Origin of the sequence: Aminobacter aganoensis (assembly GCF_014206975.1) — a bacterium.
Taxonomy (GTDB): domain Bacteria; phylum Pseudomonadota; class Alphaproteobacteria; order Rhizobiales; family Rhizobiaceae; genus Aminobacter; species Aminobacter aganoensis.
This window is the reverse complement of the sequence record NZ_JACHOU010000005.1, coordinates 1-12,940: the sequence shown is the minus strand read 5'-3', so window position 1 is coordinate 12,940 and position 12,940 is coordinate 1. Positions and strand designations below refer to the sequence as shown.

At 64.2% G+C, this 12,940-nt stretch carries 15 protein-coding genes; 10 read left to right on the top strand and 5 right to left on the bottom strand.

All coding sequences use genetic code 11. From position 1 onward, the window contains the following. The first annotated feature begins 5 nt into the window (after positions 1-5). The 8 genes from GGR00_RS12520 (at position 6) to GGR00_RS12485 (ending at position 6,859) form a co-directional block, all read left to right on the top strand. The gene (locus GGR00_RS12520) at positions 6-1,178 is read left to right on the top strand and encodes a Gfo/Idh/MocA family protein (protein WP_184699594.1); all 1,173 of its coding nucleotides are present in this window, start codon (positions 6-8) and stop codon (positions 1,176-1,178) included. A 245-nt stretch (positions 1,179-1,423) separates the two neighbouring features. Continuing rightward, positions 1,424-1,612, top strand: coding sequence for a hypothetical protein (locus tag GGR00_RS12515; protein ID WP_184699593.1), 189 nt, complete (start codon positions 1,424-1,426; stop codon positions 1,610-1,612). A 39-nt stretch (positions 1,613-1,651) separates the two neighbouring features. Next, positions 1,652-2,164 (top strand): AAA family ATPase, encoded by a 513-nt coding sequence (locus GGR00_RS12510; RefSeq protein WP_055969951.1) that lies wholly within the window; start codon positions 1,652-1,654, stop codon positions 2,162-2,164. Positions 2,165-2,348: 184 nt separating this feature from the next. Continuing rightward, the gene (locus tag GGR00_RS12505; RefSeq protein WP_184699592.1) at positions 2,349-2,816 is read left to right on the top strand and encodes a hypothetical protein; all 468 of its coding nucleotides are present in this window, start codon (positions 2,349-2,351) and stop codon (positions 2,814-2,816) included. 275 nt (positions 2,817-3,091) lie between these two features. Next, complete coding sequence (locus tag GGR00_RS12500) at positions 3,092-4,111, top strand: amino acid ABC transporter substrate-binding protein (RefSeq protein WP_184699591.1); 1,020 nt, start codon at positions 3,092-3,094, stop codon at positions 4,109-4,111. Positions 4,112-4,180: 69 nt separating this feature from the next. Then, on the top strand, positions 4,181-5,329 hold the full coding sequence (locus GGR00_RS12495) for an amino acid ABC transporter permease (protein WP_184699590.1): 1,149 nt from the start codon (positions 4,181-4,183) through the stop codon (positions 5,327-5,329). 1 nt (position 5,330) lies between these two features. Then, entirely contained in the window at positions 5,331-6,425 is a 1,095-nt protein-coding gene (locus tag GGR00_RS12490; protein ID WP_184699589.1) for an amino acid ABC transporter permease, read from the top strand. 140 nt (positions 6,426-6,565) lie between these two features. Then, the gene (locus tag GGR00_RS12485; RefSeq protein ID WP_184699588.1) at positions 6,566-6,859 is read left to right on the top strand and encodes a DUF1236 domain-containing protein; all 294 of its coding nucleotides are present in this window, start codon (positions 6,566-6,568) and stop codon (positions 6,857-6,859) included. A gap of 268 nt (positions 6,860-7,127) precedes the next feature. Here GGR00_RS12485 and GGR00_RS12480 read toward each other — a convergent pair whose 3' ends face one another. Continuing rightward, positions 7,128-7,622, bottom strand: coding sequence for a YciE/YciF ferroxidase family protein (locus GGR00_RS12480; protein WP_055969936.1), 495 nt, complete (start codon positions 7,620-7,622; stop codon positions 7,128-7,130). A gap of 135 nt (positions 7,623-7,757) precedes the next feature. Here GGR00_RS12480 and GGR00_RS12475 point away from each other — a divergent pair, with 135 nt between their 5' ends. Further along, a complete protein-coding gene (locus tag GGR00_RS12475) occupies positions 7,758-7,949 on the top strand; it encodes a hypothetical protein (protein WP_055969933.1) in 192 nt (63 codons plus the stop codon). A 40-nt stretch (positions 7,950-7,989) separates the two neighbouring features. Continuing rightward, positions 7,990-8,469 carry a pyridoxamine 5'-phosphate oxidase family protein gene (locus GGR00_RS12470; RefSeq protein WP_184699587.1) on the top strand — a complete coding sequence of 160 codons (480 nt, stop codon included), beginning with the start codon at positions 7,990-7,992 and terminating at the stop codon, positions 8,467-8,469. A 349-nt stretch (positions 8,470-8,818) separates the two neighbouring features. Here GGR00_RS12470 and GGR00_RS12465 read toward each other — a convergent pair whose 3' ends face one another. The 4 genes from GGR00_RS12465 to GGR00_RS12450 are packed head-to-tail and all read right to left on the bottom strand — an operon-like array spanning position 8,819 to position 12,658. After that, entirely contained in the window at positions 8,819-9,865 is a 1,047-nt protein-coding gene (locus tag GGR00_RS12465; protein WP_184699586.1) for a sulfate/molybdate ABC transporter ATP-binding protein, read from the bottom strand. A gap of 17 nt (positions 9,866-9,882) precedes the next feature. Next, complete coding sequence (gene cysW / locus GGR00_RS12460; RefSeq protein ID WP_055969925.1) at positions 9,883-10,767, bottom strand: sulfate ABC transporter permease subunit CysW; 885 nt, start codon at positions 10,765-10,767, stop codon at positions 9,883-9,885. After that, positions 10,760-11,611 carry a sulfate ABC transporter permease subunit CysT gene (gene cysT / locus GGR00_RS12455; protein WP_055969922.1) on the bottom strand — a complete coding sequence of 284 codons (852 nt, stop codon included), beginning with the start codon at positions 11,609-11,611 and terminating at the stop codon, positions 10,760-10,762. The genes cysW and cysT overlap by 8 nt, the downstream gene beginning before the upstream one ends. Positions 11,612-11,629: 18 nt before the next feature. After that, on the bottom strand, positions 11,630-12,658 hold the full coding sequence (locus GGR00_RS12450; RefSeq protein WP_055969919.1) for a sulfate ABC transporter substrate-binding protein: 1,029 nt from the start codon (positions 12,656-12,658) through the stop codon (positions 11,630-11,632). Between the last annotated feature and the right edge of the window lie 282 nt (positions 12,659-12,940).

Here is a 12,940-nt window from a genome sequence, read left to right as displayed (position 1 = left end):
CAAGCATGGTCGGTGCAACGAAATCCGGGAACGGCAGCGGCCCGATCCGCTACGGCATGGTCGGCGGCGGGCAGGGCGCCTTCATTGGCGGCGTGCACCGCATCGCCGCGCGGATGGACGGCGATTTCCAGCTCGTCGCGGGTGCGCTGTCGTCCAATCCGGAACGCGCGAAGGCGTCCGCTGCCGAGATCGGCCTTGATCCCGAGCGCTCCTACGCCTCCTATGCCGAGATGGCCAAGGCCGAGGCGATGCGGCCCGACGGCATCGAGGCGGTGGCCATCGTCACGCCCAACAACGTCCATTTTCCCGCCGCCAAGGCCTTCCTCGAAGCCGGCATCCACGTCATCTGCGACAAGCCGCTGACGGCGACGCTGGCGGAGGCGAAGAAGCTCGCCGCACTGGTCGAGAAGACCGGCAAGGTCTTCGTGCTCACCCACAACTACACCGGCTATCCGATGATCCGGCAGGCGCGCGAAATGGTCGCCAAGGGCCAGCTCGGCGACATCAGGATCGTCCAGGCGGAATACCCGCAGGACTGGCTGACCGAGGACCTCGCCGCCACCGGCCAGAAGCAGGCGTCGTGGCGCGGCGACCCGAAGCAGTCGGGCGCGGGCGGTGCTGCCGGCGACATCGGCACCCATGCCTACAATCTCGCGCGCTTCGTTTCCGGCCTCGAACTCGACAGCCTGTCGGCCGATCTCGACGCCTTCGTGCCGGGCCGGCTGCTCGACGACAACGTCAACGTCATGCTGCGCTTCAAGGGCGGCGCCAAGGGCATGATCTGGGCGAGCCAGGTGGCGCCGGGCCACGAGAACGGGCTCAAGCTGCGTGTCTATGGCTCGAAGGGCGGCATCGAATGGGTCCAGGCCGACCCGAACTATCTCTGGTACACGCCCTTCGGCCAGCCCAAGCAGCTGATCACCCGCGGCGGCGTCGGCGCCGGTCCTGCCGCCGCACGCGTGACGCGCGTGCCTTCGGGGCACCCCGAAGGCTATCTCGAAGGTTTCGCCAACATCTACCAGGAGGCCGCCCGGGCCATCCGCGCGGCGCGCAAGAAGGGCGGCAAGCCTGCCAAGGACGTGATCTACCCGACCGTGCAGGACGGCGTGGAAGGCGTGGCGTTCATCGAGGCCTGCGTCAGGTCTTCGAAGAAGAATGCGGCGTGGACGAAGCTGTGAGGGGATGCGGGCTGGCTGGCGTCGCGATGGGGAAAGTTCTGCCAGCTTGACTCAAAGCAATATTTCCGGCTTCATCTTGATGTCACGGCACTTGGGGGCATTTCGTTCTGCGCGATCTGTGCAGTGACCTTGGACTAGACAGATTCTCGACGCCAGCGCAGTGGCCCGAGGAACTTGACCGATCAACTGATCGGGAAGGTTCCTGGGCGCGAACCCCATGGGCCTTCCCACAAAGGAAGGCGATGATGGGAAAGAAGGCGATCTATCTTTTGCTTGCGCTGACGGTTCTTTGCGGTGCAGGCGCTTTCGCAATGACATTCATGGCCGCCACGGCAAACAAGGAATTTGCCGGAGCGCTATTTTATGCGTTCATCGCACTTTTCACCAGCGGAGTGACCACCCTGTTCGTGGTGCTGACGCAGACACGCGATTGACCCCGTCCGAGGTCAGGACGGGCGACCATCAGGTAATCCATGACCCAGTCTCTCTTCATCATCACCGGCGCCATGGCTGCCGGCAAAACCACGGTTGCCAACGCGCTGGCAAGGCGCTTCCCGCGCTCGGCACTGGTCGGCGGCGACGTTTTTCGTCGCATGATCGTAAACGGCGCTGCGGCGATGGGGCCCACGCTCGATGTGGAGGCCCGGGCGCAACTGACACTCCGGCAGGTGATCGCGACAGATGCCGTGCGCCGCTACGTCGAAGCAGGATTCACGGTGGTCTACCAGGACATCCTCATCGGGCATGATCTTGTCGCGGCTGTCGAGCGCCTTCGCGACCTCGATCCCCGTGTGGTGGTGCTGGCCCCTTCGGCGGAAGTACTGGGCCAGCGCGACAGAGACCGGCCAAAGACCGGCTATTCCGAGGCATTTCCTCCCTCCGTCCTTGCAGAAGCACTCGCCCGCGAGACGCCTCGCATCGGTCAATGGATCGATTCATCTGCCATGGACGTGGAGCAAGTGGTGGAAACCGTGCTCGGCAGATGACACGCCTTCTGTCGCGCCCCGTCGCTTTACTCGGCGTATCATGCGCGGCCGGCCCGTTGCCGCAGCGAGATATGTCCGCCTTTCAATGTCGGTTTCCCGTTCGACAAGTTCAGGTTGAAAAACGCTCGTGCTTGTCAGCCGGCACTACGTCTGGTTACCTTGCCGGATACACGGGGGCGTGGGCATGAAGGTGGTACTCTCTTCTCTTGTGATGCTTGCGCTCGCAAGCTCTGCGGCAGCCGCCCAGTCGGTCATCCCGAAAGGATGGTTCCTGCATGACGACCTGTCGCCCACGTTGACGCTCGCCTACTACGATCCCGCCACCGGCGATGTCGACGTCTCGCTGAACTGCACTGCGGGGTACTCGGACATCGTCGTTGCGTTCTATCCGAAGTCCGGCGACATGAGCGAAGGGCGCAGCGCCAGGCTCGAACTGCGCAATGGCGACGCAGCGCACTCCATCGAGGCCACCGGCAAGACCTACAACGGCCGCTATGTCTTCGACGGACTGACGACAATGGAACCGGCACTGGCAAAGCTGCTCGTCGGCGGCTTCACGATCCTCGTCGGGGGCGAGGACATGGGCACCTACACGCCGAACGAGCACGATGGCGCCCATGTGCGCAAACTGGCCGAAGCCTGTACCGGCTGACCCGTTCGCAGCCCCTCGTCTGACGATCTGAAGCCCGACAATGCGGCGGCGGGCACCTGCCTCTGTCGGCGGGCCCTCCAGCGGTGCTGTGCCCGCGCTCGCCATCCCTGCGATCTTATCCACACCGTCGATTATCGTATACATTTTGCACGACATTCATCTTCCATATCGTACACAATCTATGCATACATAGCTCCGCGACAGATCGAGGCGACGTCCGCACCGGGGGAGAAATGGTGCCGGCGGCCTGCGGTCGACAATCGAGGGAGGGATACATGAAATCTAAGTTCCTGGCGCTGTGCGCCGCCACCGCGGCACTGATGGTCGGTGCCACCGCCGCGCAATCGGCGACGCTCGACACAGTCAAGGCGCGCGGCAAGCTGATCTGCGGCGTCTCGCTCAGCACGCCCGGCTTTGCCGCCGCTGACGACAAGGGCCGCATGCAGGGTTTTGACGCCGACATCTGCCGCTCGATCGCCGCTGCGGTGCTCGGCGACGGCGAGAAGGTCGATTTCGTCCTGACCAACATCAACACGCGTTTCCAGGCGCTGCAGTCGGGCGAAATCGACGTGCTGTCGCGCCAGACGACGGCGACCTTCTCGCGCGAAACCTCGCTCGGCATCGATTTCGGACCGACCGTTTTCTATGACGGCCAGGGCCTTCTGGTGCCAAAGTCGCTCGGCGTCGCCTCTGCCAAGGAACTGACCGACGCCGCGATCTGCACCTTGCCGGGCACCACGACCTCGCAGAACCTGACCGACTTCTTCCGCAGCATCGGCGGCAAGTTCGAGCTCGTGGTCTTCGAAAGCCCCGACGAGAACCGCGCCGCCTTCTATTCCGGCCGCTGCGAGGCGATCTCGTCGGACCGTTCGGACCTGGCCTCGATCCGCGCGGTCGCCAACAACCCCGACGACTACGTGCTGTTGCCCGAGACCATCTCCAAGGAACCTCTGGCGCCCGCCGTGCGGCAGAACGATTCCAACTGGCGCGACATCGTCTCGTGGTCGGTCTATATGCTGATGGCGGCCGAGGAAAAGGGCATCACCCAGGCCAATGTCGACGAGATGACGAAGAGCGAGGACCCCGAGATCCAGCGCATGCTGGGCGGCGCCGACGAACTCGGCAAGATGCTCGGCCTCGACAACAAGTGGGGCTACAACGTGATCAAGAGCGTCGGCAACTACGCCGAGGTCTTCGACCGCAACCTGGGCGAAAAGACCAAGCTCGGCATGACGCGCGGGCCCAACACGCAGTGGAATGCCGGGGGCCTGCTCTACGCGCCGCCGGTCCGCTGACAAACATCAAGGTCCGCGCCGCCATCGGGCGCGGACCTTGTCCCCCGTTTCCATGACATCGGCGCGCTCATGCTGTTTTTGAACGACACGCGGTTTCGCGCGGTCTTCTATCAAGTCGTCGCCATCTCGGCGGTGCTGCTCGCCGGCTGGGTGATGTACCGCACCGCCAGCGCGAACCTTGCCAAGCAGGACATCGCCACCGGTTTCGGCTTCCTGTCGCGGCAGGCCGGCATCGCCATCAGCGAAACCTCGATCGCCTACGGACCGACCGACACAATCGCGCGCGCCATCCTCGTCGGCCTCGTCAACACCATCAAGGTGTCGTTCCTCGCCGCGCTTTTCGGCACCATCATCGGCGTCTTCGTCGGCATCGGCCGGCTGTCGGCCAATCCGCTGCTCAGCCGGCTGATGCTTGCCTATGTCGAGGTGCTGCGCAACGTCCCGCTGCTGCTCTATCTGTTCTTGTGGTACTTCCTGATCATCCTGGTGTTTCCACCCGTCCGCCAGGCGATCCAGCTGTTTCCCGGCTTCTTCCTTTCCAACAGCGGCCTGGCGGTGCCAGCGGTCGAGTGGCAGAGCGGGTTCGGGCTGACGCTCGGCGCGCTTGCGTTCGGTGCTGTTGCCGCGCTCGTCGTGCGTGGCATCGGCCAGCGCCGGCGCATCGCAAGCGGCAAGGCCAATGCCGGCTGGATCGTTGCGCTCGCCCTGCTTGTGCTGCCGGTGCTGGCCGTCTGGGCCAGCGGCGCGGTCTCGCTGAGCTGGAGCGCACCGGAGGCCGGGCGCTTCCGCCTCACCGGCGGGCTGCAGATCCGCCCGGAGTTCGTGGCGCTGCTGGTCGGCCTGATGCTGAACCTGTCGGCCAGTGTCGCCGAGATCGTGCGTGCGGGCATCCAGGCGGTCAGCCGGGGCCAGTGGGAAGCAGCGCTGGCGCTCGGCCTGCCGCGCTCGCGCACGCTCAGGCTCGTGGTGCTGCCGCAGGCGCTCCGGGTCATCATCCCGCCCTTGACCAATACCTACCTCACCGTTTTCAAGAACAGCTCGCTCGCCATCGCCATCGGCTATCCCGACCTGGTGATGGTGTCGAACACCATCATGAACCAGACCGGCCAGGCGATGGAGACCATCGCCATCTTCATGGGCATCTATCTCGGCCTGTCGGTGCTGATCTCGCTGTTCATGAACTGGTACAATGCGCGTGTCGCGCTGAAGACGCGCTGACATGAGCGAGACCCAGGTTCTTCCCGCAGCCGCCAATTCCGTCGCCCGCCCGGTGCGGCGCTCTAAGTGGCGCGCGGCCTATTTCGGCACGCCCGGCAATGCGCTGGTCACGCTGGTCTGCGGCGCGCTCATCCTGCTGCTTGCCAAGCTGGCGCTTGGCTGGCTGTTCGTGAACGCCGTGTTCGACGGCGGGGCGGACGCCTGCAAGCAAAGCTCCGGCGCCTGCTGGCCGTTCCTCACTGATAAGCTGCGCTACATGCTGTTCGGCTTCTACCCGTTCGAGGAGCAATGGCGCCCGCTGGTGGCGCTTTGCCTGTTCCTCGGCGCCTGCGGCGTCTCGATGATCCCGCGCGTCTGGGGCAGGGGCCTCGTCGTCGCCTGGCTGGTGGTCATCCTGCCCGTGCTCTACGTGCTGATGGCCGGCGGCATCTTCGGCCTGACCGCGGTGCCGACGTCGAAATGGGGCGGCCTGCCGCTGTCGTTCATGCTGTCCTTCGTCGGGCTGGCCTTCGCCCTGCCGCTCGGCATCGGCCTGGCGCTGGCGCGCGCCTCGCATCTGCCGGCGATCCGGCTCCTTGGTGTCGGCTTCATCGAGCTGGTGCGCGGCGTGCCGCTGATCAGCATCCTGTTCATGGCCGCCGTCATGCTGCCGCTGTTCATGCCGGACGGCGTCACCATCGACAAGTTGCTGCGCGCGCAGGTGGCGATCATCCTGTTTGCCGCCGCCTACATCGCCGAGATCGTGCGCGGCGGCCTGCAGGACGTGCCGCCGGGCCAGTTCGAGGCCGGCCGCGCGCTCGGGCTGCATTACTGGCAGGTGATGTTCAAGATCGTGCTGCCGCAGGCGCTGAAGAAGGTCATCCCGGCGCTGGTCGGGCTGTTCATCGCCTTCTTCCAGGACACCACGCTGGTGACGATCATCGGCCTGCTCGATTTCCTCGATACCGTGCGCACCGCCTTGCGCGACCCCGACTGGCAAGGCATCGCCGTGCTCGAAGGCTACGTCTTCGCGGCCGCGGTGTACTTCCTGTTCAGCGCGCTGATGGGGGCGTACAGCCGGTTTCTGGAGCGGCATTTCAATACGTCGTATCGGTAGGAGGGCGTTCGGCGAAAATCCGTTTCGCTCTTGGTCCGCTCCGCTGGGGCAACCCCACATGAGGCCGAGCCATCCGACAAGGCACGGAACCGTTTCGCTCCCCACCGGTTGTTAACCCATCAACCGAGGAGGTTAGTGATATGACTTTCCGAAGCACACTTGCTGTAACCATCCTGCTCGCCGGTACGGCATTCGCCGCTGCCCAGACCGTGGTCGTGACACCCGAAGAACAAGTGGTCGTCCGCGAATATGTGAAGACCAATCCGGTGATCGTCGAACGCCCATCCAACTTCGAACTGGTCGTCGGCGCGATCATTCCGGACATTCTGAAGCCGGGCGCACTTGCCGACAACAAGTATCAGTATGTCGTGATGGACGGCCGTACCGTTCTCATCGACCCGCAGACCCGCAAGGTGGTCTACATCATGGACTGACGGCTCGATGCACAAGTTGCATTGGGGCGCCTTCAGTGCCCCTTGCCATCGCAGAGAGGTGTTGCCGCCAGGCGGTGACACCTCTCTTTTAGCGGGCAGGCCTTCTTGAGGCTGGGATTTCGGAAATAGGCAGCGCCTGGGCTTGAACGGCGGGCTGGCCGATCGCAATGCGGGTGGCCGCTGCCAAGCTCGATCCCCAGCATGACAACTCTTCTCAACTGGCAAGCCGCCTCTCCCCGAGGGGAGAGGTCGGTCGCGGCGCGGGCCGCTAAGCCGCCTTGGCCGAGGGCGACGTCTTGTTGATTGCCGTCACCGCCAGGTTCGTCAGCTTGTTGTTGGTCGCCTTTTCCTGGTCGAGGATTTCGCTCAGCAGGGTGTGGGCCTCGTCATGGCCGAGATCCTTGGCCCACTCGCGAAGCGAGCCGTAGCGGGCGATCTCGTAGTGCTCCACCGCCTGGCACGCCGCCAGCAGGCCGGCATCGAGAGCGGTGCCCGATGCCTCTTCCATCAATCCGTCGGCCTCCTTGATCAGGCCTTCGATCGCGTCGCATTTCTCGCCTGCGGCCTTCTTGCCGATCGACTTGAAGACCTGCTCCAGCTTCTTGATCTGGCCCCTGGTCTCCTCGAGGTGATCCTCGGCGGCCTTCTTCAGCTTGGCGTCCTTGGCCGCCTTGGCCACCTTGGGAAGTGCCTTGGTGATGGCGTTTTCGGCAAAGTACATGTCCTCGAGCGTGTGCTCGAAAATCTCGTTCAGCGTTTTCATCTGGTGTCGCTCCTTGCGGGAAAGTGCAGGGAGGGAATGGATCAAGCGGCAGAAGGTTCCCGTCGAAAACAGCGCTCTTTCTCGGGAACGATGGCCTGCCTCCAGCGTTGCGATGGCAACACAAGGGGAAGTCTCATGCTGCGTCTCGTTGCATTGCTGTTCGTCGGATATTGCACCTATCGCATCGGCCGCGAGTTCATCGACAGCGTGCCGGACGATTTCGATCTCGTGGAACCGCTGCCGCTGCTCCCTTCTCCGGAGCGCCAGCGACACGACGCCCATCTGGCGCGGAGAGACCGGCGGGTCCGAAAGCGCTCGGCAGCCTAGGCAACCTGGCCAACCCATTCCGCCAACCGGAGACAACCCGATGACCGACAAGCAAGAGTTCGAAGCGAAGTTCTGGAAGTCGATCCGCGCAGACATGACCGTCATGGTGGGCACCGCTGGAGTCGACCCGCGCCCGATGACGGCGCAGTTCGACGGCGAGCGCAAGACCATCTACTTCTTCACCGCGAAGGACACTGAGATTGCCGAAAACCTGACGCGCGCCAAGAAGGCAACCCTGGTCTACGCCGCCAGGAAGCACGACCTGTTTGCGACCCTCCATGGGACGCTCAGGATCGACAACGACCGCAAGACGGTCGACCGGCTGTGGAACCGCTTCGTGGCTGCCTGGTTCGAGAAGGGCAAGGACGACCCCAAGCTCTGCCTGCTCCGCTTCGAGCCGGCCGACGCCCAGATCTGGCTCGACGCCTCGAGCCTTGTCGCCGGCGTCAAGATGTTCCTCGGCCTGGGCGACCCCAAGCAGGACTATGCGGACAGCGTGGCCAGAGTGAGCCTGAAGTGACCGGAGGACGGTGCCAGCAGCGCTGGCCTATCTCGCGAAGGACCCGACGACGAGGGCGCCCATAACCAGCGCCGTGCCGATGGACGCGAGAATGGTGAGTGTCTGAAGTACCCCGAGGGTAGCACCTGCCGTCACAACTGCGACTAAGGCTGCAGTGGCTATCAACGCCAGCACGGGCCTCTTTCGGACGACTTGGATCATCGGGCTCAATCCTTCTGCTTTCCCGGCAATCTAGTCACTCGCCACTGAAATGCCATATCGCGCACCTGCGACATGAGGACTGTGTCGCGTCCGGCGAACTGCCGGATCGCTCCACCCTGGGCTGAAACAACGCCGTTGTCCCTCGCACCTACTCCGCCATCTTCGGAAACACCTTCCAGCGCTTCGGCCGGAATGCGACCCGGCTCTTCTGTGCCGCGGGGTGGCCGACGGGCAGTTCGATCTCGACGCGTTCGCGGCCGCCGCCGATTTCGAGCTCGACGCGGCGCGTGCCGGCGACGCGGCGGCTGGCGGCGACCGTGCCGGCAATGCAGCCATTGCATTCGTCGAGCAGTTCGATGTCATGCGGGCGGAAGTAAAGCGTCGCCTCGCCATCTGGCAGGTCGGGGGCAGCCAGGCCGATCGGCCGGTCCGATATCCAGACCTGGCCGTCCTCGACCTTGACCGGCAGCGAGCTCGACTCGCCGATGAAGCCGTAGACGAAGGGCGAATTGGGCGTGTCGTAGACCTCGTCGGCGGTGCCGATCTGTTCGATGCGGCCCTGGCTCATCACCACCACGCGGTCGGCGAGTTCGAGCGCCTCCTCCTGGTCGTGGGTGACGAAGATCGTGGTATGGCCGGTGGCGTCGTGGATTTCGCGCAGCCAGCGGCGCAGCTCGCGCCGAACCTGGGCGTCGAGGGCGCCGAAGGGCTCGTCGAGCAGAAGCACGCGCGGCTCGATGGCCATGGCGCGGGCCAGTGCCACGCGCTGGCGCTGGCCGCCCGACAGTTGTGCGGGGTAGCGCTTTTCCAGGCCTGAAAGCTGGACGAGGTCGAGCAGCTCGGAGGCGCGGCGGCGGATTTCCGCCTTGGTCGGCCGCTTGGCCGAGGGCCGCACCTTGAGGCCGAATCCGATGTTGTCGGCCACCGTCATGTGGCGGAACAGGGCGTAGTGCTGGAACACGAAGCCGACATTACGCTCCTGGATGGTTCGGTTCGAGGCATCCTCGTCGCCGAAGAAGATCGTGCCGCGCGTCGGCCGTTCGAGCCCGGCGATGAGGCGCAGAAGCGTGGTCTTGCCCGAGCCGGATGGGCCGAGCAGCGCGATCAGCTCGCCCGACCTGATGTCGAGCGAGACGTCGCGGAGCGCCGGGAACCGGTCGAATTCCTTGCGCACATTTGAAACGCGAACTTCCATCAGTCTGTCTGCCTCTGTCAGTGTCCGCGCGTGGCGGCGATCTCGGCGCCGTAGCGGAGCTCGAGAAGGGTTTTGAGCACAAGCGTCACCAGGGCCAGGCCGGCGAGCACGGACGCGACGGCAAAGGCGCCGACGGCATTGTATTCGTTGTAGAGGATCTCGACATGCAGCGGCATGGTGTTGGTCATGCCCCTGATGTGGCCCGACACCACCGAAACGGCGCCGAATTCGCCCATGGCGCGGGCGTTGCACAGCAATACGCCGTAGAGCAGACCCCATTTGATGTTGGGCAGGGTCACATGCCAGAAGGTCTGCCAGCCATTGGCGCCTAGCGACAGTGCCGCCTCCTCGTCGCCGGTGCCCTGTTCCTGCATCAGCGGGATCAGTTCGCGGGCGACGAAGGGGAAGGTGACGAAGACGGTCGCCAAGACGATGCCGGGCACGGCGAACAGGATGACGATGCCGTGCATCTTGAGCCAGGGCCCGAGCAGGCTCGAGGCGCCGAACAAGAGCACGTAGACCAGGCCCGAGATGACGGGCGAGACCGAGAACGGCAGGTCGATCAAGGTGGTCAGGAAGGCCTTGCCCTTGAATTCGAACTTGGCGATGGCCCAGGCGGCGGCGACGCCGAACACCAGGTTGAGCGGCACCGAGATGACGGCGACCAGCAGCGTCAGCTTGATCGCGGCGATGGTGTCGTGCTCGTTGATGGCTTCGACAAAGGCGCCGATGCCGCGCGAAAACGCCTGTTCGAACACCACCACCAGCGGCAGCAGCAGGAAGACGGCGAGGAAGGCGAAGGCGACGAACATCAGCCCGGCGCGCGCCAGCGGCCGTTCGGTCACCGCCAGCGAGGCGTGCTCGTGATGGGCGTCTGCGGGGTAAAGCTCTGGATCAGCCATAGCGCTTGCGGGTCCGCGACTGGATGAGGTTGATGACGAGCAACATCAGGAACGACAGCGCCAGCATGATCGTGGCGATCGCGGTGGCTGCGGCATAGTCGTACTCCTCGAGCCGGATGACGATCAAAAGCGGCGCGATCTCGGAGATGTAGGGCAGGTTGCCGGCGATGAAGATGACCGAGCCGTATTCGCCGACGCCGCGGGCGAAGGCGAGCGCGAAGCCGGTGATGACGGCCGGTGCCAGCCCGGGAAACAGCACCAGGAAAATGGTCTGGAAGCGGTTGGCGCCCAGGGTGGCGGCAGCTTCCTCGACCTCCTTGTCGATCTCCTCGATGATCGGCTGCACCGTGCGCACGACAAAGGGCAGGCCGATGAAGATCAGCGCGATGACGATGCCGAGCGGGGTGTAGGCGACCTTGATGCCGAGCGGCGCCAGCAGCGACCCCATCCAGCCCTTCGGCGAATAGAGCGTGGTCAGCGCGATGCCCGCCACCGCCGTCGGCAGGGCGAAGGGCAGGTCGACCATGGCGTCGATGACGCGGCGGCCGGGAAAGCGGTAGCGCACCAGCACCCAGGCGACGATGGTGCCGAAGACGACGTTGACGGCGGCAGCGATGAACGCCGTGCCGAAGCTGATCTCCAGCGCCTTGACGGTGCGCCGGTCGGTGGCGATGGCCCAGAAATCGGTCCAGCCGAGCGAGGCCGAACGCCAGACGAGACCTGAAAGCGGGATCAGGATGATGAGCGTGAGGTAGGCAAGCGAGAAGCCGAGCGTCAATCCGAAACCCGGAATGACGCTCGGCTGTCTGAACCGCCACCCCGCCTTGGCGGGAGCTGATGTCATGTCGTCGTGGTCTTCGCTCTACTGGGCCGGCTTGTAGATCTGGTCGAATATACCACCATCGCCGAAGTGATAGGGCTGCGCCTTTGCCCAGCCGCCGAAAATCGGATCGTCGATGGAGACGAGCTTCAGTTCGGCCTGCTTCTGCAGGTCGGCTGCGGGCACCAGCTCGGGCTTGGACGGCCGGTAGTGATGCTTGGCGGCAATCGTCTGGCCTTCTGCCGAGTAGAGGTAGTTGAGGTAGGCCTCGGCAACCTTGCGGCTGCCCTTGGCGTCGACATTGGCATCGACCACGGCGACCGGCGGCTCGGCCAGGATCGACTGCGGCGGGAAGACGATGTCGAACTTCTCGGCGCCGAATTCGTCGAGCGCGAGATAGGCCTCGTTTTCCCAGGCGAGCAGCACGTCGCCCTGTTCGCGTTCGGCAAAGGTCACCGTCGAGCCGCGGGCGCCGGTGTCGAGGATCGGCACATGGGCATAGAGGTTGCCGACGAATTCCTTGATCTTGGCTTCGTCGCCTGCGAACTGGCCGTTGGCCCAGGCCCAGGCGGCGAGGTAGTTCCAGCGCGCGCCGCCCGAGGTCTTGGGGTTCGGCGTGATCACCTGGACGCCGTCCTTGACCAGGTCGCCCCAGTCGTTGATGCCCTTGGGATTACCCTTGCGCACCAGGAAGATGATCGTCGAGGTGTAGGGCGAGGCGTTGTTGGGTAGCTTCGAGCGCCAGTCGGGATTGATCTTCTTCGACTTCTCGACGATGGCGTTGATGTCGCTTTCCAGCGCCAGCGTGACGACGTCGGCGTCGAGCCCGTCGATCACGGCACGCGCCTGCTTGCCGGAGCCGCCATGCGACTGCTGGATCGTCACCGTCTCGCCGCTCTCGGCCTTCCAGTGCTTGGCGAAGGCCTCGTTGTAGTCCTTGTAGAGCTCGCGGGTCGGGTCGTAGGAGACGTTGAGCAGCGTGGTGTCTGCATAAGCAAGGCCCAGGCCGCCGAATTGGACTGCGCCGGCCAGCAGCGCCGAGAGAAGCAATTTCCTGCGTGAAGTGGTCATTTCCGCCTCCGTTCGAATATGGTCATACTCTATCGAACTGGTAGAAATTAGATGCGGCGAATGTTCCGAATTTCGGCGCGTCGGGGCAAATTTCGGCCATCCAGCGGCCGGTCGCGAAATTTTTTTGCTCGCTCAAAAAGTCCTGAACGGCCCGGGCGATATGAACGTTCGCCACAAGCGATGACAGCTAGAGCGTTTCCTATCTTGAGCGAATCGTAGGATTCCCAAAGAAGGTGGTTTGTGATTCAAGATGCTGGCTGGGTGGAGGCCAGCATCTGATGA

Bases quoted from the DNA above. Each gene is read 5' to 3' on its own strand.
- cysW (WP_055969925.1), bottom strand. From the start codon at position 10,767: ATGGCTGATCCAGAGCTTTACCCCGCAGACGCCCATCACGAGCACGCC.
- GGR00_RS12450 (WP_055969919.1), bottom strand. From the start codon at position 12,658: ATGACCACTTCACGCAGGAAATTGCTTCTCTCGGCGCTGCTGGCCGGC.
- GGR00_RS12515 (WP_184699593.1), top strand. From the start codon at position 1,424: ATGGGAAAGAAGGCGATCTATCTTTTGCTTGCGCTGACGGTTCTTTGC.
- GGR00_RS12520 (WP_184699594.1), top strand. From the start codon at position 6: ATGGTCGGTGCAACGAAATCCGGGAACGGCAGCGGCCCGATCCGCTAC.
- GGR00_RS12465 (WP_184699586.1), bottom strand. From the start codon at position 9,865: ATGGAAGTTCGCGTTTCAAATGTGCGCAAGGAATTCGACCGGTTCCCG.
- GGR00_RS12480 (WP_055969936.1), bottom strand. From the start codon at position 7,622: ATGAAAACGCTGAACGAGATTTTCGAGCACACGCTCGAGGACATGTAC.
- GGR00_RS12490 (WP_184699589.1), top strand. From the start codon at position 5,331: ATGAGCGAGACCCAGGTTCTTCCCGCAGCCGCCAATTCCGTCGCCCGC.
- GGR00_RS12485 (WP_184699588.1), top strand. From the start codon at position 6,566: ATGACTTTCCGAAGCACACTTGCTGTAACCATCCTGCTCGCCGGTACG.
- cysT (WP_055969922.1), bottom strand. From the start codon at position 11,611: ATGACATCAGCTCCCGCCAAGGCGGGGTGGCGGTTCAGACAGCCGAGC.
- GGR00_RS12475 (WP_055969933.1), top strand. From the start codon at position 7,758: ATGCTGCGTCTCGTTGCATTGCTGTTCGTCGGATATTGCACCTATCGC.
- GGR00_RS12510 (WP_055969951.1), top strand. From the start codon at position 1,652: ATGACCCAGTCTCTCTTCATCATCACCGGCGCCATGGCTGCCGGCAAA.
- GGR00_RS12495 (WP_184699590.1), top strand. From the start codon at position 4,181: ATGCTGTTTTTGAACGACACGCGGTTTCGCGCGGTCTTCTATCAAGTC.
- GGR00_RS12470 (WP_184699587.1), top strand. From the start codon at position 7,990: ATGACCGACAAGCAAGAGTTCGAAGCGAAGTTCTGGAAGTCGATCCGC.
- GGR00_RS12505 (WP_184699592.1), top strand. From the start codon at position 2,349: ATGAAGGTGGTACTCTCTTCTCTTGTGATGCTTGCGCTCGCAAGCTCT.
- GGR00_RS12500 (WP_184699591.1), top strand. From the start codon at position 3,092: ATGAAATCTAAGTTCCTGGCGCTGTGCGCCGCCACCGCGGCACTGATG.